The sequence below is a fragment of the Paralcaligenes ginsengisoli genome (assembly GCF_054781135.1).
The window spans coordinates 1-22,565 of sequence record NZ_BAAGUZ010000028.1 but is presented as its reverse complement, the minus strand read 5'-3'; the positions used below and the strand labels follow the sequence as shown (position 1 = coordinate 22,565).

Genomic DNA, 22,565 nt, shown 5'->3' with positions numbered 1-22,565 from the left:
GAACACCATGCTATTTACTTTGCTTGCTTTCGCCCTCGCCTTGGGGGTTTTGATTACGTTTCACGAGCTGGGCCATTACTGGGTCGCCCGCCGCTGCGGCGTGAAGGTGCTGCGCTTTTCGGTTGGCTTTGGCAAGGTGCTTGCCAAGCGCGTTGACCGCAACGGCACGGAGTGGGCCCTGTCGGCGATTCCCCTGGGCGGTTATGTCAAGATGCTGGACGATCCTGTGCCCGGCGCAAGCACCGATGAAGCCAGCCAGGCGTTCAATCGCAAGAACGTGGCCCAACGTTTTGCCATTGTCCTGGCCGGGCCGGTAGCCAATTTGCTGCTCGCCGCGGTGTTGTATGCCTTGCTGAGCCTGGCCGGCGTTCGTGAGCCTGCGGCGATCCTGGCCCCGCCCGCCCCCAATACGGCCGCCGCGCAGGCTGGCCTTGAAGGCGGCGATCGTATTGCGCGTGTCAACGATGTCGCGGTACAGTCCTGGAACGAAGTGCGCTGGCGACTGCTCGATGTGCTTACTTCGGGCGGCCAGGCGAAGTTGTCGGTAGATGCCCGGGACGGCATGCGGCATGAACGGATCCTGCGATTGAACGCCGGTAAAATCAATGCCGAAAACCCGGACTTGATGGCCGAGGCAGGGCTTGGCCTGGCTGCGCCCAAACCGATTGTTACACAGGTTATCGAAGGTAGCGCGGGGGCAGCGGCGGGATTGCAGGCAGGCGATATCGTGCTGGCGGTGGGGGCCACACAAAACCCTTCCGCCGATGCCGTGGTGCGGGAAATCCAGGATCACGCCAACGATACCCTGAACATGACTGTGGATCGTGCGGGGGCACGCCTCACACTGGCCATCACGCCTCGATCGGAAACCGCTTCCGGCGGAAAAAAAGTTGGCCGTATTGGCGTATTATTAGGGGCTGATTTTCCCATGGTCACGGTACGCTACGGGCTGCTCGACAGTGTGCAGCGTGGAGTGGCCCGTACAGCGGAAACCGCTTGGTTTTCCCTGAAAATGATGGGGCGCATGGTGATGGGCCAGGTTTCATTGCGCAATGTGAGCGGGCCGGTCACAATTGCCGATTATGCCGGCCAGACTGCCCGCATCGGGCTGGCGGCCTATGTCGGTTTTCTGGCTTTGATCAGTGTTAGTATCGGAGTGCTGAATTTGTTACCAATCCCCATGCTCGATGGTGGACACCTGATGTATTACCTGCTCGAAATCGTGCGGGGCAAGCCTGTTCCGGAGAAATGGCTGGAAACTGGGCAGCGTGTAGGGTTGGGTTTCTTGGCGGCCCTGATGGGCCTGGCGTTCTTTAATGATTTTTCCCGCCTTTTCAGTTAGGGGCGTTCTGCCTTACAATCCTCCACCATTTGATCGACCAAGGATCCTCCAGGATGTCGCTTCGCCGGAATTTCTCTTTTAACAAGCGCGCCTTGCCTGTTTTATTGGCGGCTTTGCTTGTCCCAGGCCTCGCCAACGCATTTTCTCCGTTTGTGGTGCGCGATATTCGAGTCGATGGCATACAGCGTGTCGATGCCGGTACGGTATTCAGCTATTTGCCGGTCAAAGTCGGCGAACAATTTACCGAGGCCGAAGCCAGTGAAGCCATTCAGCGCCTGTATGCCTCAGGTTTTTTTGACGACGTAAAAATCGATGCCCAGGGCAATGTGCTGGTTGTGACAGTCAAGGAACGGCCGACTATTGCTTCAGTATCGTTCAACGGCATGCATGAATTCGACGCCAAGTCCATTACCAAATCCCTGAGTCAGGTCGGCTTCGGCGAAGGTCGTGTATTTGACCAGTCGCAGCTCGAGCGCGCCGAGTTCGAACTCAAACAGCAATATTTGTCCAAAGGCAAATATGGCGTCGAAGTCAATCCCATCATTACACCCCTGCCACGCAATCGGGTAGGGGTCAGTTTCGATATCTTCGAAGGTGATCTGGCCAAGATTCGCCAGATTACGATTGTCGGCAATAAGGCTTTTTCGCAAGGCACTTTGCTCGATCAGCTGGAAATGACTACTCCAGGCATGATGACCTGGTATACCGGAACCGACAAATACTCGCGAGAAAAGCTTGAAGGCGATGTCGAACGCCTGCGCTCGTACTACCTCGATCGGGGCTATCTCGAGTATTCCGCGGAACCGCCCCAGGTTTCGATTTCGCCCGATCGCCACAATATCTTTGTGACGCTTACCATTCATGAAGGCCAGCCATACAAATTGCGCAGCGTAAAGCTGGCCGGCAACCTGCTGGGCCTGGATGACAAAATCCAGAAGCTGGTGCAACCCAAGAGCGGTGAAACCTTTTCTGCAGCTAAAACGAACGCCACAGCCAAAGCCATCATCGATTATCTGGGCAGCCTGGGTTACGCGTTTGCCAATGTGAATCCGAATCCGGTGCTGGATCGCGAAAAGCACGAGGCCGACCTTACCTTTTACGTGGATCCGGGGCGCCGAGTGTACGTACGCCGCATTCAGATTGGCGGCAATACCCGTACCCGCGACGAAGTCATACGTCGGGAAATGCGCCAGCAAGAAGCTGCCTGGTACGACTCGACCAGCATCAAGGCTTCGCGCGATCGTATCGATCGGCTGGGCTATTTCAACGATATCAATGTTAAAAGCGCGCCGGTCGCAGGTTCTCCCGACCAGGTCGACCTTAACGTGGATGTCAAGGAAAAGCCCACCGGCCTCATCAACCTGGGTGTAGGTTACGGCACTACCGATAAATTGATTCTATCGGCCGGCATCAGCCAGGATAACGTATTCGGCAGCGGCAACACCTTGTCGCTGCAGGTCAACACCAGCGCAACCAATCGGGCCGCCGTGTTGTCGCATACCAATCCGTACTGGACGAAGGACGGCATCAGCAAGACCACGTCTTTGTATTATCGCCGAACCACGCCTTACGAGACCAGCTACACCATAGGAACTTACGCGGTTACCGCTATTGGCGCGGGCTTGAACTTCGGGGTACCCATTTCCGAGTTCGACCGTGTCTTCACCGGGGTCAGCTTCGAGCACAACAGTATCAATCTGCTCGATACACCGCCGCAAGCCTATGTCGATTTTGTCAATCAGTACGGCAAAACGACCAATTCTTTCATTTTCAATCTGGGATGGTCCAAGGATACGCGCGACAGCGCCATCGCTCCCACCAAGGGCAGTTATACGCGCCTGTCGGGTGATATATCCACAATGGATTTGCGCTATTACATGCTGAGTGCCCAGCAGCAATATTATTTACCGCTAAGCCGCAGCTTCACGCTGGCATTCAACGGCCTGTTCGACTGGGGCAAGAGCTATGGCGGCAAACCCTTCCCGGTCATCAAAGACGTATACGCCGGCGGCATTGGCACGGTCCGCGGCTACGAGGGGGCGTCGCTCGGGCCGCGCGACACGGCAACCAACGATTATCTGGGGGGGTCGAAGCGTATTGTCGGCAACGTTCAGCTGTATATGCCGTTTCCGGGCGCAACGCGCGACCGCACCCTGCGCTGGTTCCTTTTCGCCGATGCGGGCAAGGTGTCCAATGGCAATGGCCTGACGTGCACCGCCGGTATCAGCAATTCGGTCGAAGATCCGTGCGGATGGCGTTACGGCGCTGGCATAGGCTTGTCCTGGCAATCGCCTCTGGGCCCTCTGCAGTTGTCGTATGGTCGTGCAATCAATGCCAAACAGGGCGACAACAAGCAGGCATTCCAATTTCAGATCGGAACCGGTTTTTGATGTCGCGCATTTAGTGGCACAATAGCTTTTTTATCTCTCTGCTCCTTTGCAAGGTAGATTTTTCATGAAGTCTCAAATCGCTTTAAAACTTTCAGCTTTAACCCAGGGTGTCCGTCGCGGCAATCGCGCTTTTGTTTTAGCGGTGGCCTTGGGTGCGGCTTGTGCCATTGCTACCCCGGTATATGCCCAGGCAACCAAAATCGGTTTTGTCAGCACTGAAAAAATTCTTCGTGACTCCAAGCCTGCCAAAGCGGCGCAAGCTAAAATTGAAGCCGAATTCAAAAGCCGCGACGCGGAGCTGCAGCGCCTGGCCAACAATTTGCGTGCCCAGGCACAAAAACTCGATAAAGATGCCCCTGTACTGTCCGAATCCGAGCGCGTGAAGCGCCAGCGGAAACTGGCCGACATGGATTCCGATCTGCAGCGCAAGCGTCGCGAGTTTCAGGAAGACTTCAATCGCCGGCGCAATGAAGAGTTCTCCAGCATTGTTGAAAAAGCCGATGCCGCCATCAAGAAAATTGCCGAAACCCAAGGGTACGACCTGATCGTTCAAGACGCAGTTACGGTCAGCCCCAAAGTGGACATCACCGATCAGGTGATGAAAGCCCTGGGCGGCTAAACGCACATGCCGGTATTGCTAGCATCCGATCAGGCGCCAACTTTGCGTGAATTGTTGGGGGCTGCAAATACCGTAGGCCTCGATTGCGAAATCATCGAGGCCGCAAATGAACCCAAGCCCTCCATCCAGGGCCTGGGTTCATTGCTTTCGGCAGGCCCGGCTGAAATCAGCTTTCTCTCGAACCCGAAGTTGCAGGCGCAGCTTAATGAGTGCCGCGCGGCGGCGGTCATCATGACTGCCGATGTATACCAGTCTTTGCCCGCGGTCGAGCGCGCCTACCGTGTCGTCGTGTGCAGCCAGCCATATCTCATGTACGCCTTGCTGGCCCAGTGGTTCGATCAGCATCGACTCGACAGCCTGCCTACCGGCATACATCCTGGTGCCACGATTGCCGATTCGGCCGAAATTGGGGAGCATGTCAGCATTGGGCCTTACTGCGTGATCGAGTCGGGTGCCAAAGTAGGCCGCGGCTCGCGCCTGGGGCCCGGCTGTATCATTGGCGCCAACTCGGCGATAGGGCAGGATTGCCTGTTGCATGCACGGGTGACGCTGTACCACGGCATCAAGGTGGGGGATCGTGCCATATTGCATGCGGGCGTTGTGTTGGGAGCCGATGGCTTTGGTTTTGCGCCAGATCCTTACAAAGAGCCGGGTGCCTGGGCAAAAATTGCCCAGATCGGTGGCATCCAGATCGGCAACGATGTTGAAATCGGGGCAAACACGACTATCGACCGAGGCGCCCTTGAAGACACGCTTGTCGGCAATGGCGTCAAGCTGGATAACCAGATCATGATCGCCCATAATGTTCACATAGGCGACCACACCGCAATGGCGGCATGCGTGGGCGTGGCCGGCTCGACGCACATCGGCCGGCGTTGCACAGTCGGAGGCGCCTCAATGATCTCCGGGCATCTCATTCTGGCCGACGATGTGCATATTTCGGGAGGAACCGCCATTACGTCGAACATCAGCGAGCCCGGCCGGTATACCGGGGTATATCCGTTTGCAAGCCATACTCAATGGCAACGTAACGCTGCCGTGGTGTCGCAACTGGCTCAGTTGCGGCGGCGGGTCAGGGCCATGGAAGATCCAAGCCTGTAGCCTGCTCTATTAATTTAATAAGATGTAAACGCATCAAACGTTTCTTGCTTGTAGGATAAAAAAAATGGAACTCGATATCAAGGGAATTATGGACCGATTGCCGCATCGCTATCCGATGCTGCTGATCGATCGGGTGCTGGAGATGATTCCGGGCAAGAGCATAGTAGCCATTAAAAATGTCTCGATGAATGAGCCTTTCTTTACCGGGCATTTCCCACATCACCCCGTCATGCCAGGGGTCCTGATCATCGAAGCCATGGCGCAGGCTGCCGCCTTGTTTTCATTCGAAGACGACAGCGGGGTGAATCCCGCCGACAAGAAAATCGCCTATTATCTGGTGGGTGTCGACGGTGCCCGGTTTCGTCGGCCGGTTCTGCCCGGCGACCAGCTACGCCTCGAAGTCGTAGCCGAGCGTATCAGCCGTACCATTTGCAAGTACTCGGGCAAGGCCACGGTCGATGGCCAGGTTGCGGCCGAAGCTAAACTCATGTGTGCGATTCGTGCTCTGGAAGAGTAATGGCAAGTTTAATTCACACGACGGCTATCGTGGCTCCGGGAGCAAACCTTGCTGCCGATGTGACGGTCGGGCCATATAGCATCATTGGCGAGAACGTCAGTATAGGCGCCGGTTCCGTGGTGGGGCCGCATTGCGTGATCGACGGCCATACCACCATAGGCGCCAACAACAATTTTTATCGTTTTTGTTCCATAGGCGGAATCCCGCAGGACAAAAAATACGCTGGCGAGCCCACCCGGCTTGAAATCGGCGAAGGCAACACTATCCGCGAGTATGTCACGATCAGTACCGGCACGGCCCAGGACGTGGGCGTTACCCGGGTCGGCAACGACAACTGGATCATGGCCTATGTGCATATTGCCCACGATTGCCAGATTGCAAACCATACAGTCATCGCCAACAGCGTGCAGCTGGCGGGCCACATCCATATCGATGATTGGGCGATAGTCGGCGGCTTGTCGGCGGCCCATCAGTTCGTCAGGATTGGCGCCCACACCATGATAGGAGGCACAAGCTCGATTCGCCAGGACATTCCACCTTACATAATAGGCGCCGGCGACCCATTTCGGCCGGTAGGCATTAATTCCGAAGGGCTGAGCCGCCGCGGCTACGCCCAGGAATCGATTGCGGCGCTCAAAGAGGCCTACAAGCTGTTGTATCGGCGTCAGCTCAATATCGATCAGGCCGTCGAACGCATGCGCGAACTGCAGGCCGAGCAGCCGATTGCCGGCGATGCGCTGCAAACCCTGATCGACTTTCTCGAGGCGTCGACCCGAGGCATTGTGCGCATATGAGTTTGCGCGTGGGCATGGTGGCAGGTGAGCCATCGGGCGACTTGCTGGCCGCGCGCGTTATACAAGGCATAGGCCGGCACGTGGCCGATAGCCGCTGCGAGGGCATAGGCGGCCCGGCGATGCTCGAACAGCGGCTCGATATGTGGCATTCCATGAATGCCCTGACCGTCTTTGGCTATGCCGATGCCTTCAAACGCTTACCCAGCTTGCTCAATACCTATTTCAATGTAAAAAGACGCTGGCTCAAGCATCCTCCCGATGTGTTTGTGGGCGTTGACGCCCCCGATTTCAATCTGCGTCTGGAACAGCAGCTTAAACAGGCGGGCATCCCCACCGTTCATTTTGTCGGACCTTCGATATGGGCTTGGCGCTACGAGCGAATCGATAAAATTCGGGCCGCCGTATCGCACATGCTGGTCCTGTTCCCATTCGAAGAGGCCATCTACCAGAAAGAAGGAGTGCCTGTAACGTATGTAGGGCACCCTTTGGCCGAAATCATTCCCATGCAACCCGATCGCGGCGCCGTCAGAAAGCATTTGGGGATAGACCAGGGCGCCCGCGTCCTGGCCTTGATGCCGGGCAGCCGGGCGTCGGAAATCAGATTGCTGGCGCCGCGGTTTCTGCAGGCGGCGCAGCGCCTGCTGCAGCAGGATCCCAAATTGCAGATACTTGTGCCTATGGTCAATCGGCAGCGCCGCCACGAATTCGAGCTCTTTCTCCGGCAATATCCGGTGGCGAATCTGCGTCTGCTCGAACAGGAGCCTGCGCCCGGGGGGGCAAGCCGAACAGTTGTTTTGCCCGATAGCGATGTGGCCGCCGCAAGCGCTTATGCGGCGCGGCCTGCCGCCTGGAATGCCATGGAGGCGGCCGATGCCGTTCTGGTCGCCAGCGGAACGGCGACGCTCGAAGCGGCGCTGTTCAAACGCCCCATGGTGATTTCCTATGTCCTGTCGCCGACGATGCGACGCCTCATGGAATGGAAATCGGGGCAGTCCAGGCCTTATGTGCCCTGGGTAGGCTTGCCCAATGTCCTGCTGAACGATTTTGCCGTGCCCGAGCTTTTGCAGGACGAGGCCACTCCCGAAGCCCTGGCCGAAGCGGCCTGGAAAGCGCTGACAGACCGCGATTACGCGCAGCGCATCGCCGCGCGCTTCACCGTAATGCATCAATCGCTTTGGCGCGATACTCCCGCCCTGGCCGCCCAAGCGATCCTGGAACAGGCTCGACATGGAGCAGGCTGATTTATTCGACATTATTGCGCATGGCGGCATGCGTGTTGCCGGCATCGATGAAGCCGGGCGGGGGCCTTTGGCGGGCCCGGTTTTCGCGGCGGCAGTCATTCTTGACCCCGAACGGCCCATCCATGGCCTGGCCGACTCCAAAACACTGTCCGCGGCGCGCCGTGAGCAATTGGCGCTGACCATACGGAGCCAGGCCCTGGCCTGGTGTATTGCCAGCGCCAGTGTGGAAGAAATCGATAGCCTGAATATCTTGCAGGCCACCATGTTGGCGATGCGCCGTGCCTGCGAGGGCTTGGCGGTAGCCCCCGACAAGGCACTGATAGACGGCAATCGCCTGCCTGTGGGGCTGGGCTGTCTGGCAGAGGCCATCGTGAAGGGGGATGCCAAGGTGGCATCGATTTCGGCCGCATCGATTTTGGCCAAGACGGCCCGCGATGCCGATTGCCTGGTTTTGCACGAATCTTACCCGGATTATGCTTTCGACCAGCATAAAGGCTACGGCACCGCTTTGCATCTGCTGCGTTTGCAGGAGCACGGGCCCTGTCCGGCGCATCGCCGCAGTTTCGCGCCAGTCAAGCGATTTTTCCCATGAAACACATCAGTTCGCGCGGTAACCCGCAATACAAGCGTCTGGCCCGCCTGGTGGCGGGCAAGCGCGATAGCCATATCGTGCTCGAAGGGATACATATCTGCCAGACCTGGCTTAGCCATTACGGTGAACCCGATCTGGCGCTGTTCGATATTGAGCGCCTGCAGCATGGCAAGGAATTGAGCCAACTGGCGCAGGCCATGAGTTCCAGAGTCGCGCTGACATGCGAAGCACGGTTGATGCACAGCCTGTCCCAGGTCGAGCATGGCCAGGGCGTTTATTTTCTGGTGGCGGCACCCCAGCCTGTGCCGCCGGCAAGTATCGACGAAAACTGCCTCTGGCTGGATCGAATCCAGGATCCGGGCAATGTGGGTACTTTGTTGCGCACCGCGGCGGCGGCCGGAATCCAGCATGTTTATTTGTCGGAGGGTACCGCGTCCGCTTGGTCGCCCAAAGTTTTGCGCAGCGCGCAAGGCGCGCATTTTTCCCTGTCGATATACGAGCACGCCGATTTGCAGGTTGAATATAAAAAACTGGCTATCCCCCTGATTGCCACGGCACTGGCGCAAGGCGAGTCTGTGTATTCCCAACCCTTGCCGGCACGCTGTGCATGGCTGGTCGGCAACGAAGGGCAGGGTGTGCATGCGGCTTTGCTGACGCTGGCTGACAGGCGCGTATTCATTCCACAAGCCGCGGGAGTGGAGTCGCTTAATGTGGCCGTGGCCGCGGCCATTTGTTTGTTCGAGCATCGCCGGCAGCATTTGGCCGCGGGCAGGCGGCCGACCACCCCAGCCTGATTGGTCTGGCTTAATAGGCGCGGCGGTTCAAGCCCACTTCTTCCAGCACTTTGGTCGAGATCTCTTCAATCGATTTGGTTGTGGTTGACAGCCACGGTATGCTTTCCATGCGCATCAATCGCTCGGCTGCCGCGACTTCGTGGCGGCATTGCTTCAAGGAGGCATACACGCTGTTTGGGCGCCGCTCGTTGCGCACTTCGGCCAGGCGTCCGGGCTGGATGGACAGGCCGAACAGTTTTTGCTTGTAGGGCGCCAAAGTGGCCGGCAGCGAACCGCGATCGAAATCTTCGGGGATGAGGGGGAAATTGGCGGCCTTGATGGCATATTGCATGGCGAGGTAAAGACTGGTCGGGGTTTTTCCGCAGCGCGAAACGCCAATCAGGATGACATCGGACTGTTTCAGCCCGTGAATGAATTGGCCGTCGTCATGAGCCAGGCTGAAATTGATGGCTTCGATCCGGTTGTTGTATTGCTTGGACAGCCCGCCCATATGCGACCGACCGACCGAATGGCTCGACTTCATGCCCAGGGCGGTTTCGATATGCTGGACGAAAGTGCCGAAAAGGTCCAGAAACGTGCAGTTGGACTGACGGATTGCCAGTGCGATTTCAGGGTCGACCAGTGTGCTGAATACCAGGGGCGGCTGGTTTTGCTCCTGGGCGCAGCGATTGATCCGATGGGCGGCCTCCGCGGCTTTTTCGGGGCTATCGATAAATGGAATGCGGATCTGCTGGAAGTTGACCTGCTCGAATTGCGAAAGCACTGAGTGACTAAATGTTTCGGCGGTGATGCCTGTACTGTCGGAAACAATAAATACGGTGCGTTCGATGAGGGGGTCGGTCATGAGAATTAATAGTGCAGAGGGGATCGGAAACGGTACAATCGAAGATTAACAGTCGCCTTTATCCTAGGCAAGGCTGGTTTGGTTAGTGCGTGGGTCGTGCGTTAAGCAAACAAGCTTTCTTCTATAGTTCAAAGGTGACTTTATGTCTTATGTAGTATCTTTCGAGCAGCTCCGCATGACGGACGTCGACTCGGTAGGAGGTAAAAACGCATCGCTAGGCGAGATGATCAGCCAATTGGCAGAAGCTGGGGTAAGGGTCCCGGGCGGATTTGCGACTACCGCCGACGCCTTCCGCGATTTCTTGAAATCGACTGAACTCGACCAGCGCATTGCAGAGCGCCTGTCGACGCTTGATTCCGAAGATGTGCGTGCCCTGGCTGCCGCGGGCTCTGAAATCCGCCAATGGATTATCGATACGCCTTTTCCTGCGGCGTTCGAGCAGGCGATACGCGGTGCGTTCGCCGAACTCGACGCGGACGGCAAAGGCTCTTTCGCGGTTCGTTCCTCAGCCACGGCCGAAGATTTGCCGGATGCCTCGTTCGCCGGCCAGCAGGAAACTTTCCTGAATGTGGTGGGCATCGACGATGTCATCGATAAAATTCGCCATGTCTTTGCGTCGCTGTATAACGATCGCGCCATTTCCTATCGCGTGCATAAAGGCTATGCCCACGCCGATGTAGCCTTGTCGGCGGGCATCCAGCGCATGGTTCGCTCCGATCGCGGCAGCGCGGGCGTCATGTTCACGCTGGACACCGAATCGGGTTTCGATGATGTCGTGTTCATCACTTCGTCTTACGGCCTGGGTGAAACGGTGGTGCAAGGGGCCGTCAATCCCGACGAGTTCTATGTATTCAAGCCCACCTTGGCTTCGGGCCATTACCCGATCATTGGGCGGCGCATCGGCTCCAAGCTCATCAAAATGGAATTCGACCCTGCACGGACGGCAGGCGTGGCCGTGCGCACGGTCGATGTGCCGGTTTCGGAGCGCAATCGCTATTCGCTGAGCGACGACGAAATCATCGAGCTTGCGCGCTACGCGGTCATCATCGAAAAACACTACCAGCGCCCCATGGACATCGAATGGGGCCGCGATGGCATCGACGGCAAGATCTATATCTTGCAGGCGCGGCCCGAAACGGTCAAATCGCAGCAAAACCAGCACGATGTTCAAGAACGCTATCGCCTCAAGGCCACTGGCGACGTCCTGATCACGGGCCGGGCAATCGGTCAGAAAATCGGGTCGGGCAAAGTCAGGATCGTGGCCGACATCTCCGAAATGGATCAAGTCCGGCCCGGCGATGTGCTGGTTACCGACATGACTGATCCGAACTGGGAGCCGGTCATGAAAATGGCCTCGGCAATCGTCACGAATCGCGGAGGCCGCACTTGCCATGCTGCAATTATTGCTCGTGAACTCGGAATCCCCGCGGTCGTCGGATGCGCCAATGCCACTTCGGTGCTGGACAACGGCAAGGAAGTCACTGTTTCCTGCGCCGAAGGCGACGAAGGCCGTATTTACGATGGCCTGATCGAAACCGAGATCGAAGAGGTCCAGTGGGGGGAAATGCCCGATATCGGCCTGAAGGTCATGATGAATGTCGGCAATCCTCAACTGGCTTTCGATTTCTCCCAGATCCCCAATCACGGTGTGGGGCTGGCGCGGCTCGAATTCATCATCAACAACAATATCAATGTGCATCCCAAGGCGGTGCTCGATTACCCCAATGTCGATGCCGAACTTAAAAAGGCGGTCGAATCCGCGGCACGCGGCTACGCCAGCCCGCGCGCATTTTTTGTGGAAAAACTCGCTGAAGGCATTGCCACCATTGCTGCCGCGTTCTACCCCAAACCCGTTATCGTGCGCTTGTCGGATTTCAAGTCCAATGAATACCGCAAGCTGGTCGGGGGTTCCCGCTACGAGCCGGAAGAAGAAAACCCCATGCTGGGCTTTCGCGGCGCGTCGCGTTACATTTCCGCCGAGTTCGAAGGGTGCTTTCGCATGGAATGCGAGGCCCTCAAGAAAGTCCGCGACGAAATGGGCCTGACCAACGTCGAAATCATGGTGCCGTTCGTACGGACATTGCCGCAGGCGGCCAAGGTGGTCGACCTGTTGTCCAGGCATGGCCTGGCTCGCGGCGAAAACGGCCTGCGCCTGATCATGATGTGCGAAGTGCCTTCGAATGCGATTCTGGCCGATGAATTCCTGCGCTATTTCGATGGTTTCTCGATAGGTTCCAATGACATGACTCAACTGACACTGGGTCTGGATCGCGATTCGGGCATGGAACTGCTGGCGGCCGATTTCGATGAGCGCGACGCCGCGGTCAAGTTCATGCTGAGTCGTGCCGTCAAGGCATGCCTGAGCGCCGGCAAGTACGTGGGGATTTGCGGCCAAGGCCCCAGCGACCATCCCGATCTGGCTCAATGGCTGCGCGACGAGGGGATCCTCTCCATGTCGCTCAACCCCGATACAGTGGTGGATACCTGGAAGCGTCTGGCCGAGCATGAGGCAGTTCAAAGCGCGGCGGCCTGAACGCGGTTGCGTGTTATAAGCCCGTCGGGGCCAGTGCAAGACAGGCCAGCCTGCTCTTGCACCGGCCGCAAACCCTCGTTTTATGCGGGGGTTTATTATTTGTGGGCCGCAGCTGCGTGGTGATTGCCCGAGTGTGTTGGCTTGGCGGCATTGGTTTTCTCTATTGAAATACATACAGGATGCAGCGCATGACGGTTAATCCTTACAAAGTCGTTATTGTTGGCGGTGGCGCCGGCGGCCTTGAGCTCGCGGCGAAACTGGGTGGCCGGTTCGGTCCCGGACACATCGTGCTGATCGATCGGGCGGCCTATCATATCTGGAAGCCCTCGCTTCACGAGGTGGCTGCCGGCACACTCGATATACATCGTGAAGGCTTGTCGTACTTCATGCTTGCCAAGGACTGCGGCTTTACATTCATTCTGGGTGAGATGGCGCGTATCGATTGCGAGGCGAAAATCGTCAGCCTGATGCCTGTTCTGGGCGAGCAGCAAGAAGAGGTGTTTCCTGCCCGAAATCTAAGCTATGACGCTTTAGTTCTGGCCGTAGGTAGCAAATCCAATTTTTTTGAAACTCCGGGAGCGAGCGAATTTGCCCAGGCGCTCGACTCTACCGACCAGGCGGAAAGATTCCGGCTCAAGTTGCTGCATGCCTTGGCCAGGGCGGATCGCAGCAAGGCGGAAAATCCCGGCCATGTGCTGAACATTGCCATTGTGGGGGCGGGCGCCACCGGAGTGGAGCTTGCGGCCGAGCTGACGCAGGCTTGCGCGGACGTGGCGTTTTACGGCCTTGAAAATCTCGACCCGGCAAAAGATGTCCAGATCACCTTGCTGGAAGGCGCTCCACGTATCTTGTCAGCCTTGCCCGAAAAAATGTCCACAGCGGCACAGCAACTGCTGCAAGCGCGCGGCGTAGCCATAAAAACCTCTGTGCGCATTGCATCGGTTGACGCCCATTCCCTGCATGACAGCCAGGGCGAATGCTATCCCGCCGATTTATGCGTATGGGCGGCAGGTATAAAAGCGCCGGCCTTTCTTGCCCAGTTGGGTTTGGCCTGCAATCGCATCAACCAGGTGATTGTCGACAAGCGCCTTTGCACCAGCGATCCATCCGTGTTTGCAATTGGAGACTGCGCCCAGGCTTCCTGGGGCGATGAAGGGGCTTTTCTTCCCGCGCGTGCCCAGGTTGCCCACCAGCAGGCCGCTTTTCTGCGCCCGATCCTGGCGAGTCGGATCCAGGGGGCTCCGTCCGAGTCCGGCGAGTTTCGCTACAAGGATTATGGCTCCCTGGTCTCGATTGGACGCAGCCGCGGTGTCGGCAGCCTGATGGGTGTGCTCACAGGCAAGGGGCTGTTTGTAGAAGGCGTTTTTGCACGGCTCATGTACATGAGCCTGCACTTGATGCATCACCTGGCCTTCCTGGGGATCGTGCGTACAGGTTTTCTGGCGATAGGGCGGCTGTTCCTCAAACGCGGGGCGCCAAGAGTGAAGCTTCACTAGTCAATCAGGTAGAGCGGGGGAAACATGACATTTCACGCACAAATAGCGTCGCCGCTAGGGCCGATTCTGCTTTGCTCCGAAGGGCAACTGCTCAGCGGACTGTATTTTACAGGCCAGGCCGATTGCCCTGTGGTTAATGGCGTGCCGGCGCATTCGCCCAGTGTCGGTGGGCCCTCGGCGGGAATGATGGACGGCCTGGCAATCAGGAAATTCAAGGCCTATAAAAATGCGGCAGGCAATCTGTTCGGCCTAGGGTCCGGCTATTCAGCCGACAAGGCATTGGTCGATACAACAGCAGATGAATCGGGCGGCTGGCAACTACTGCAGACAGAAACACCCATGGCAACCTTGGCCTTGTTCAAACAAACTCAAACAGAATTGCATGAGTACTTTGCAGGGCGGCGCAAGACGTTCAGCGTCCCCTTGGAGGTATCGGGTACGGACTTTCAGAAAAAGGTATGGGACGCTTTATTGACGATCCCCTACGGCCAGACTGTTGCATATGGTGATGTGGCGCGTACGGCAGGCCTGTCCGCCCGGCATGGCCGGCCTGTAGGAACCGCTGTAGGACGCAACCCCATCACAATCATCATTCCCTGCCACCGGGTTTTGTCCGGCACCGGCACCTTGACGGGATATACCGGCGGCCTGGAGCGCAAATATGCCTTGCTGGAGCTGGAAGGCTTCACTTTGCGGTAAACACGGGTCACAGACAGGTACAATCAAGGCTGTGCTTGAATCGTGGCCTGGCGGGCTGCGGTTTGAGCAAGGTGGTCATCACGCTGGAGGGCGGAGCAATGTGGTTCTGGTTTGGATTCGCGGCACTCGCGCTCATAGGCGAGGTCATGACCGGCACGTTTTATTTGTTGCTGTTCGCACTCGGGCTTGCCGCAGGCGGTCTCGCTGCCTTGCTGGGGGCCGATCTGGCATGGCAGATCGTTGTGGTCGCGCTTGTCACGACAGTCGGTTTGCTGGTATTGCGTAAAACCGGGGTGCTCAAAAAGGCGGAAATCAACGCCTCCCGCAATCAGAACGTCAATCTCGATATAGGCCAGACCGTCGACGTGCAATCGTGGGCTGACGACAATACCGCACGTGTGTGGTATCGCGGCGCATATTGGCAAGTTCGTTTGCTGGCCGGGGCTGGAAAACAGTCCGGACCCCATTGCATCGTCGAAATTCAAGGGTCTACGCTGATTGTCGAGCCGTCGATTCCGACACATTAAGCATGCCGCGCGCGCGGCTGCCGTTTTTTCAAAAGGTGGTAAATATGGAAATCGATATTTCTACGATAGTCCTGATCGTGATTGTGCTGCTAGTGTTTATCGTGGTCATCAAAGCGATTGCAATTGTTCCCCAGCAGCATGCATGGGTCATAGAGCGCCTGGGCAAGTTCGATCGGGTTTTGTCGCCAGGGGCGGGGTTCGTAATTCCCTTTATCGAGCGCGTGGCGTACAAGCATTCCCTGAAGGAAATCCCTCTCGATGTGCCCAGCCAGGTGTGCATTACCCGCGACAACACTCAGTTGCAGGTAGACGGCGTGTTGTACTTTCAGGTAACCGATCCCATGCGCGCCTCGTACGGCTCGTCCAACTATATTTCGGCGATTACCCAGTTGTCGCAAACCACGTTGCGGTCGGTGATCGGCAAGATGGAGCTCGACCGTACCTTCGAAGAGCGCGACATCATCAACAGCACTATTGTCGCTTCGCTGGATGAAGCCGCGCTGAACTGGGGTGTCAAGGTGTTGCGCTACGAAATCAAGGATTTGACTCCGCCCAATGAAATTTTGCGCGCCATGCAGGCGCAGATCACGGCGGAACGTGAAAAACGCGCGCTGATTGCCGCATCCGAGGGGCGGCGCCAGGAACAAATCAATATTGCGACCGGCGAGCGAGAGGCTTTCATAGCGCGCTCCGAAGGCGAGAAACAGGCGCAAATCAATCAGGCGCAAGGTGAGGCCACCGCCGTGCTGACGGTTGCCGAGGCAACCGCCAAAGCCATTACCCAGGTGGCCGAGGCGGTTCGCCAGCCGGGTGGCATGGAAGCCGTCAATTTGAAAGTGGCCGAACGCTATATCGAGGCTTTTGGCAATGTTGCCAAAACCGGCAATACTCTGATTTTGCCTGCCAATCTATCCGATATGGGCGGCATGATCGCTACCGCCATGGCGGTGGTTAAAAGCACCAGTAAAGCCTCTTGACGGCATGGTTAGTGCGAATTAGAGCGGGTGTACCAGGGCCCGCTTCGACTCGACTGTCTATTGACGCTCATAGCGATATATAGGGCATTTTTGGTTCGAGTGTTTACGGCATTCTTTGATGGATGGGTATTGGTATTTACGGTTTGGTATATAAAGACGCCGTCTATCGGGGCTTGGGGTCAGGACCGGCACGGCGTGCTGGATCCGGATCTACCTCGTCCAGGCGGGCGTCGGGCGAACTCGCCCAGCCTCGCGAGGCTGGGCTCAGACAGCGCCCGCCGAAGGCCCCCGCCTTCCCTACGGTAGCATCCGGCGCACGCCTTACGCCGGTCCTGACCCCAAGCCCCGATAGACGGCTCACGTGATGGCATGCCTGGAATTGCATCACGGGATGTCCGGAATTTACATGCTTGCGCCTACCGTTAATGGGCCTGCACCCATAGAACCGTTAACGTGCCCGCACTCATGCCTCCATCACGTCGCCACATCAACCTCGATTGACGACTGGATGTACTAAAAGCGCCCACCGCCTCAACGTAGCCTGTGATTGGCTAAACGCGGCTTCCCCAATGTATATCTCGATGCATTCCCTCAACGCAAGCCGCAGGGTGGGCGGTGCTGTGCAGGCCGGCGGTAGTCCAGCGCCGGGTGCTGACGAAGGGAAGGCGGGGGGTGTCGGCGGGCGCTGTCTGAGCCCGGCCTCGCGAGGCCGGGCGAGTTCGCCCGACGCCCGCCTGGACGAGGCAGACCCGGGCAGTCGGCTAGCGCAGCTAGCCGACCGCTGGACGTGCCGGACTACACAGCACCGCCCACCCTGCGGCGTCTTTATAGAAATACCGTCCAAAGTGCTCAAACCTGAACGAACGGCTCAAAAAAAATCGACTGAAACGCATTCAGCGCGGTAAACGCTCGAACCAAAAATGCACTAAAGCCGCGTCATTGCCTTGCAATAGAATCTCTACGAGATATCGCGCTTGCGCACGTTCTAATCGTCGCGTCGGCGCGTATCGTGCTTCATGATTTGTTCTTTCTCGCGCTGCCAATCCTTTTCGCGGGCGGTGTCGCGCTTGTCGTGCAGTTTCTTGCCGCGGCCCAGGCCGAAATCCAGCTTGACCCGGCTGTTTTTATAATGCAGGTTCAGAGGTACCAGGGTGTAGCCGCGTTGTTCGACCTTGCCTATGAGCTTGCTGATTTCTTCCGCCTTGAGCAAAAGCTTGCGTGTGCGCGTCGATTCGGGGTTGATGTGAGTCGAGGCGGTGGCCAGCGGGCTGATATGCATGCCAACAATCCACAGTTCGGCATTACGCACAATGACGTAGCTTTCCTTGATTTGCACATGGCCCGCCCTTATGGCTTTGACTTCCCAGCCTTCAAGCACGAGGCCAGCTTCGAAGCGGTCTTCGATAAAATAATCGTGCGTTGCTTTGCGGTTGTCGACAATGGTCATGAATCAATGCTGCTATAGAAGGTAAAATCAAGACATTCTATCCATTAACCACATTCGATGCACACCGTACAACGCTCCGTCCTGGTCCCGTATAGCTGCGCACAGATGTTCGATCTGGTCGCCGATGTTGAAAAATACCCCGAATTCATGCCCTGGTGCGGGGGAGCGAGCGTGCACGAGCACGACGAGCACGGCATGCGGGCGTCCATCATCATCAGTTTCGCCGGCATCAAACAAACCTTCAGCACGCGCAATGACCACGACTACCCACGCCTGATTACATTTCACCTGGTCGACGGGCCTTTTTCAGCCTTGACGGGCAAGTGGGAATTCAATGCGCTTGCCGAAGATGCCTGCAAGGTGGTCTACACCATGGAATATGCGTTTTCCAGCCGGGCACTCGAGGCGGTAGTGGGGCCAGTGTTCAATCGAATCGCCACCAGCTTCATCGACTCGTTCACGAATCGGGCTCAATCCCGCTATGACTGAAAAAAGCGGCGTGGAAGGGCTTGAAACAGCTCCAGTTCCCGCCGATTCCGGCCAAATCAGCATTCAGATCGTTTATGCGGAGCCGCATCGGATCTGGCAGGAAGATTTGCGCCTGCCCGCCGGAACCACGGCAGCGCATGCGCTGGAACTCAGCGGGTTTGCCCGGCACTTTCCCAATTTTTCCTCCGATGTACTGGCCATGGGCGTTTACGGGGAAATCTGCGTTCCCGAACGTCGCCTGGCCGACGGCGACCGTCTGGAAATTTATCGCGCACTCACCTTCGATCCCCTGGAGTCGCGGCGGCGGCGCGCGTTGCACCGCAAGGCATTCATGACCAAATCGAAAAATCGCCCAAAACGGCGTAAAGCCAAGCTTGCCGCTCAGGCGCGCACGGAACACCTGACGGTGCCGAATTCGGCGGACACAAAAGAGTAGATGCGCGCACCCTAAAGGCCATCAATGAACCGTCAACCCAAGAATTCGGCGGACACAAAAGAGTAGATGCGCGCACCACGCGTCTTTCCAAGTGTGGATTGTCGCTCATATGACAAAAAGAAATCGCGTAAGACGTTATCGTTGTCTGAGCAGAGGCCAGGCTTGCAGCATTGCCAGTGCTATATTAAAAAACTGAAAGACAGCCCCGTCTGTTTTCGTTGTGCATCCTGCGCAAGCCTTTGCTATGCTCGCGATGACATTCAAAAGAGAGACAATTCATGGATTTTCACCTCAATGATGAGCAACAGGCGTTTGCTCAGGCCGCCCGAGAGTTTGCGATCGGTGAACTGGCCCCCAACGCCGCAAAGTGGGATGCCGAGAGCATATTCCCGCGCGAGGCCTTTGCCCAGGCCGGCGCTTTGGGTTTCTGCGCCATTTATGCTCCGGAATCCATAGGCGGACTCGGTTTGCCTCGTCTGGATGCCACACTGGTCTTCGAGGAAATGGCCGCCTACGATCCGTCGACCACCGCGTTTCTCACTATTCACAATATGGCTACCTGGATGATCGGGTCATGGGCCAGCGCGAGTGTGCGCGATGCGTGGGGGCCATTGTTGGCCTCAGGCGAAAAGCTGGCGTCGTACTGCCTGACTGAACCAGGTGCAGGCTCGGATGCCGCTGCGCTTGCCACACGCGCCGAAAAACGCGGCCAAAGCTACGTACTCAATGGTGCCAAGGCCTTTATTTCTGGTGCCGGCGACACCGATGTGCTGGTGGTGATGGCGCGTACGGGCGGGCCGGGCGCCAGAGGAATTTCGGCTTTTGTCGTACCGGCGGATTTGCCGGGTATTACCTACGGGCGCAAAGAAGAGAAAATGGGCTGGAATAGCCAATCGACGCGTTCCATCACTTTTGAAAATGTCGAAGTCCCGGCCGAGAACCTGCTGGGCAGCGAGGGTCAGGGATTTACCTTTGCCATGAAAGGGCTGGATGGCGGCCGCATCAATATCGCCACCTGCTCGGTCGGTGCGGCCCAGGGCGCCTACGACGCCGCGCGCCGGTACATGGGGGAGCGCCGTCAGTTCGATCAGCCCCTGGCCAGCTTCCAGGCCCTGCAGTTCAAATTGGCCGACATGCTGACCCACATCGTCGCTTCCCGCCAAATGGTGCGCCTGGCCGCCGCCAAGCTCGACAAGCAGGATCCCCAGGCCGCTACCTACTGCGCCATGGCCAAACGGCTGGCGACCGACCTGGGGTTCCAGGTTTGCCTGGATGCCCAGCAAATTCATGGCGGCTATGGTTATCTGAAAGATTACCCGCTGGAGCGTCTGGTGCGCGACAGCCGTGTACATCAAATCCTTGAAGGCACCAACGAAATCATGCGTGTTATCGTGGCCCGGCAAGTACTTGAAAAAGGAGCGGACATCCGATGAATTCCCCCGTGCAATTCGAGGTTTTATCTACCGCCAATCACAAACGCGTCGGAGTCGCCACGCTGAACAGCCCGCAAACCCTGAACGGTTTGTCATTGGAAATGTGCCGCTTGCTGGCCGAACAGCTAAATCAGTGGGAGCGCGATGCTTCGATTGCCTTCGTGATCTTGAAGGGAGCGGGCGACAAGGCTTTTTGCGCCGGCGGCGATTTGCATGGCCTGTACCGATCCATGCAGGACAATCAAAGCGGCCAGGCCTGGAACAACGCCTATGCGCGCCAGTTTTTCGATGTCGAGTATCGCCTGGATTATCAAATCCACACCTATCCCAAGCCCGTATTGTGTTGGGGCAGCGGCATTGTCATGGGCGGTGGCGTAGGCCTGATGATGGGGGCCAGCCATAGGGTGGTCAGCGATACCACGCGTTTTGCCATGCCGGAAATCACCATTGGACTTTTCCCCGATGTAGGCGGTACGTGGATGCTCAGCCGCTTGCCGCGCGGCATAGGCGTGTTCCTGGCCTTGACCGGAGCGCAGTTGGGCGCAAGCGATTTGCGCATGCTGGGCCTGGCCGACCACACGCTGGGATCGGGTAAATGGCCCGATTTCATGGCGCAAATCCAGGTGCGACCATGGTCAGAATCCCGCGTCGACAACGACGTGCAACTGGGCCATGTGCTGCAGTCCATCCAGGCAGAGTCGCCGACAGGGCCGCTGCAAAAATATTATGCGCAAGTCAACGAGCTATGCGACGGCCCGGACTTTGCGGCAGTCTGCGCCAATATAGCGAGCCTGGCCGGCAACGACGATGCCTGGCTTAAACGCGCCGCCGGCACGTTCATGGCCGGCGCCCCAGGGTCGGCTCGCCTTTGCTTTGCATTGTTGAGCCGGGTGCGCCTGATGTCCCTGGCCGACGTGTTCCGGCAGGAATATATCGTGTCGCTGCATTGCGGAGTCGAAGGCGATTTCCAGGAAGGCATACGCGCCTTGCTCATCGATAAAGACAAACAGCCCAAATGGAATCCGGCCAGCCTGGATCAGGCCACTGATGAATGGGTACAGCGATTCTTTGCCTCACCCTGGCCGGATTCGCAAGCCCATCCCCTGGCGGACCTGGGAACGTAACGGGCGCGAGGATTATCATTCGGTACTTCAGCAACAGATAAATTGAATACACGTCATAACAAAGGAGACAAAATGAGTCGCATTGCATTTATCGGATTGGGCCATATGGGTGGGCCGATGGCTCTGAATCTGGTCAAGGCCGGGCACGATCTGGTCGTGTTCGACCTGGTGCCCGCCGCCATAAAAACCCTGACCGATGCCGGAGCCCGTGCAGCGGGAACGGCCAAAGAAGCAGTCAAGAAAGCCGAGGTGGTTATTTCCATGCTGCCTGCCAGCCAGCACGTCGAGGGCTTGTATCTGGGCGATACCGATTTGCTTGCCCATATCGATACGTCCACGCTGGTGATCGAGTGCAGCACCATATCCGCCGAGTCGGCACGCAAGGTCGCCGAGGCGGCCAAGGCACGTGGCATACGCATGATCGATGCTCCGGTTTCGGGCGGTACCGGAGGTGCAGTGGCCGGTACGCTGACTTTTATTGTGGGCGGCGATGCGGATGCGCTGGTGGCGGCCAATCCTTATCTGGAGAAAATGGGCAAGAATATTTTCCATGCCGGCGCGGCCGGAGCAGGGCAGGTGGCCAAGATCTGCAACAACATGCTGTTGGGCATCCTGATGGCCGGTACTTCCGAAGCCCTGGCTTTGGGTGTGGCCAGCGGTCTCGACCCCAAGGTGCTGTCCGACATCATCGCGAAAAGTTCGGGCCGCAACTGGGCTACCGAACTGTATAACCCCTGGCCCGGGGTTATGGAAAATGCGCCCGCTTCCAAAGGCTATGCGGGCGGCTTTGGGGTCGATTTGATGCTGAAGGATTTGGGGCTGGCCGCCGAAGCGGCGCTGCATGCCCGCGCATCGGTGCCTTTGGGCGAACTGGCGCGCAATCTGTATTCCCTGCATAGCGCACAGGGCAACGGCAAGCTGGACTTTTCCAGCATATTGAATCTGTTCAAGAAATAAAGGAACAGGGCGGGCACTAGTGCCCGCACTCAAGCCTCTATCGCGTCCACCACACCACGATGTGCCAAACTTTGGATTTACTAAGCGCCCGACGCTTCAACGCATCTCTCTATGCATTACCTCAACGCAAGCCGCAGGGTGGGCGGTGCTGTGCAGTCCGGCGGTAGTCCAGCGCCGGGTGCAATGGAATGGACGCCCCTTCTCGAACCGGCA

Annotated in this window: 21 protein-coding genes; 19 read left to right on the top strand and 2 right to left on the bottom strand. The window is 57.6% G+C overall.

Features of this window, described 5'->3' with window-relative positions:
• The first annotated feature begins 7 nt into the window (after positions 1 to 7).
• From rseP to ACYVIS_RS13240, 9 genes are all read left to right on the top strand, one after another.
• Positions 8 to 1,342 carry an RIP metalloprotease RseP gene (gene rseP / locus ACYVIS_RS13280; protein WP_232743238.1) on the top strand — a complete coding sequence of 445 codons (1,335 nt, stop codon included), beginning with the start codon at positions 8 to 10 and terminating at the stop codon, positions 1,340 to 1,342.
• 53 nt (positions 1,343 to 1,395) lie between these two features.
• A complete protein-coding gene (bamA, locus tag ACYVIS_RS13275) occupies positions 1,396 to 3,732 on the top strand; it encodes an outer membrane protein assembly factor BamA (protein WP_232743237.1) in 2,337 nt (778 codons plus the stop codon).
• A gap of 64 nt (positions 3,733 to 3,796) precedes the next feature.
• Positions 3,797 to 4,351 carry an OmpH/Skp family outer membrane protein gene (locus ACYVIS_RS13270; protein ID WP_232743236.1) on the top strand — a complete coding sequence of 185 codons (555 nt, stop codon included), beginning with the start codon at positions 3,797 to 3,799 and terminating at the stop codon, positions 4,349 to 4,351.
• A 6-nt stretch (positions 4,352 to 4,357) separates the two neighbouring features.
• The gene (lpxD, locus tag ACYVIS_RS13265; protein ID WP_232743235.1) at positions 4,358 to 5,452 is read left to right on the top strand and encodes a UDP-3-O-(3-hydroxymyristoyl)glucosamine N-acyltransferase; all 1,095 of its coding nucleotides are present in this window, start codon (positions 4,358 to 4,360) and stop codon (positions 5,450 to 5,452) included.
• A gap of 64 nt (positions 5,453 to 5,516) precedes the next feature.
• On the top strand, positions 5,517 to 5,969 hold the full coding sequence (gene fabZ / locus ACYVIS_RS13260) for a 3-hydroxyacyl-ACP dehydratase FabZ (RefSeq protein ID WP_232743234.1): 453 nt from the start codon (positions 5,517 to 5,519) through the stop codon (positions 5,967 to 5,969).
• Positions 5,969 to 6,763, top strand: coding sequence for an acyl-ACP--UDP-N-acetylglucosamine O-acyltransferase (gene lpxA, locus ACYVIS_RS13255; protein ID WP_232743233.1), 795 nt, complete (start codon positions 5,969 to 5,971; stop codon positions 6,761 to 6,763). The genes fabZ and lpxA overlap by 1 nt, the downstream gene beginning before the upstream one ends.
• Positions 6,760 to 8,004, top strand: coding sequence for a lipid-A-disaccharide synthase (gene lpxB / locus ACYVIS_RS13250; protein WP_232743232.1), 1,245 nt, complete (start codon positions 6,760 to 6,762; stop codon positions 8,002 to 8,004). The genes lpxA and lpxB overlap by 4 nt, the downstream gene beginning before the upstream one ends.
• Complete coding sequence (gene rnhB / locus ACYVIS_RS13245) at positions 7,991 to 8,596, top strand: ribonuclease HII (protein WP_460874175.1); 606 nt, start codon at positions 7,991 to 7,993, stop codon at positions 8,594 to 8,596. Before lpxB ends, rnhB begins: the two co-directional genes overlap by 14 nt.
• Complete coding sequence (locus ACYVIS_RS13240; RefSeq protein WP_460874174.1) at positions 8,593 to 9,390, top strand: TrmH family RNA methyltransferase; 798 nt, start codon at positions 8,593 to 8,595, stop codon at positions 9,388 to 9,390. The genes rnhB and ACYVIS_RS13240 overlap by 4 nt, the downstream gene beginning before the upstream one ends.
• 10 nt (positions 9,391 to 9,400) lie before the next feature.
• On the opposite strand, the gene ppsR is transcribed toward ACYVIS_RS13240, so the two are convergent.
• Positions 9,401 to 10,234: a posphoenolpyruvate synthetase regulatory kinase/phosphorylase PpsR gene (ppsR, locus tag ACYVIS_RS13235; protein WP_232743229.1), complete on the bottom strand. Its 834-nt coding sequence runs from the start codon at positions 10,232 to 10,234 to the stop codon at positions 9,401 to 9,403.
• A gap of 142 nt (positions 10,235 to 10,376) precedes the next feature.
• Here ppsR and ppsA point away from each other — a divergent pair, with 142 nt between their 5' ends.
• From ppsA to ACYVIS_RS13210, 5 genes are all read left to right on the top strand, one after another.
• Positions 10,377 to 12,767, top strand: a complete 2,391-nt coding sequence (ppsA, locus tag ACYVIS_RS13230; protein ID WP_460874173.1) for a phosphoenolpyruvate synthase — start codon at positions 10,377 to 10,379, stop codon at positions 12,765 to 12,767.
• Between the two features lie 188 nt (positions 12,768 to 12,955).
• Positions 12,956 to 14,263: an NAD(P)/FAD-dependent oxidoreductase gene (locus tag ACYVIS_RS13225; protein WP_460874172.1), complete on the top strand. Its 1,308-nt coding sequence runs from the start codon at positions 12,956 to 12,958 to the stop codon at positions 14,261 to 14,263.
• A 24-nt stretch (positions 14,264 to 14,287) separates the two neighbouring features.
• Positions 14,288 to 14,962: a methylated-DNA--[protein]-cysteine S-methyltransferase gene (locus ACYVIS_RS13220; protein WP_460874171.1), complete on the top strand. Its 675-nt coding sequence runs from the start codon at positions 14,288 to 14,290 to the stop codon at positions 14,960 to 14,962.
• A gap of 98 nt (positions 14,963 to 15,060) precedes the next feature.
• A complete protein-coding gene (locus tag ACYVIS_RS13215) occupies positions 15,061 to 15,489 on the top strand; it encodes an NfeD family protein (protein ID WP_460874184.1) in 429 nt (142 codons plus the stop codon).
• A 44-nt stretch (positions 15,490 to 15,533) separates the two neighbouring features.
• Positions 15,534 to 16,466 carry an SPFH domain-containing protein gene (locus ACYVIS_RS13210; protein WP_460874170.1) on the top strand — a complete coding sequence of 311 codons (933 nt, stop codon included), beginning with the start codon at positions 15,534 to 15,536 and terminating at the stop codon, positions 16,464 to 16,466.
• Positions 16,467 to 17,451: 985 nt separating this feature from the next.
• Here the strand turns inward: ACYVIS_RS13210 and smpB are convergent.
• Positions 17,452 to 17,913 (bottom strand): SsrA-binding protein SmpB, encoded by a 462-nt coding sequence (gene smpB / locus ACYVIS_RS13205; protein ID WP_232743224.1) that lies wholly within the window; start codon positions 17,911 to 17,913, stop codon positions 17,452 to 17,454.
• 57 nt (positions 17,914 to 17,970) lie between these two features.
• On the opposite strand from smpB, the gene ACYVIS_RS13200 reads away from it, so the two are divergent.
• The 5 genes from ACYVIS_RS13200 to mmsB all read left to right on the top strand — a co-directional run bounded on the left by ACYVIS_RS13200 (position 17,971) and on the right by mmsB (position 22,352).
• A complete protein-coding gene (locus ACYVIS_RS13200; protein ID WP_232743223.1) occupies positions 17,971 to 18,402 on the top strand; it encodes a type II toxin-antitoxin system RatA family toxin in 432 nt (143 codons plus the stop codon).
• Positions 18,395 to 18,838, top strand: a complete 444-nt coding sequence (locus tag ACYVIS_RS13195) for an RnfH family protein (RefSeq protein ID WP_460874168.1) — start codon at positions 18,395 to 18,397, stop codon at positions 18,836 to 18,838. The genes ACYVIS_RS13200 and ACYVIS_RS13195 overlap by 8 nt, the downstream gene beginning before the upstream one ends.
• Before the next feature lie 278 nt (positions 18,839 to 19,116).
• Complete coding sequence (locus tag ACYVIS_RS13190; RefSeq protein WP_460874167.1) at positions 19,117 to 20,271, top strand: acyl-CoA dehydrogenase family protein; 1,155 nt, start codon at positions 19,117 to 19,119, stop codon at positions 20,269 to 20,271.
• Positions 20,268 to 21,395 (top strand): enoyl-CoA hydratase/isomerase family protein, encoded by a 1,128-nt coding sequence (locus ACYVIS_RS13185; RefSeq protein WP_460874166.1) that lies wholly within the window; start codon positions 20,268 to 20,270, stop codon positions 21,393 to 21,395. Before ACYVIS_RS13190 ends, ACYVIS_RS13185 begins: the two co-directional genes overlap by 4 nt.
• Before the next feature lie 72 nt (positions 21,396 to 21,467).
• Positions 21,468 to 22,352 (top strand): 3-hydroxyisobutyrate dehydrogenase, encoded by an 885-nt coding sequence (mmsB, locus tag ACYVIS_RS13180; protein ID WP_460874165.1) that lies wholly within the window; start codon positions 21,468 to 21,470, stop codon positions 22,350 to 22,352.
• Positions 22,353 to 22,565: the final 213 nt, after the last annotated feature.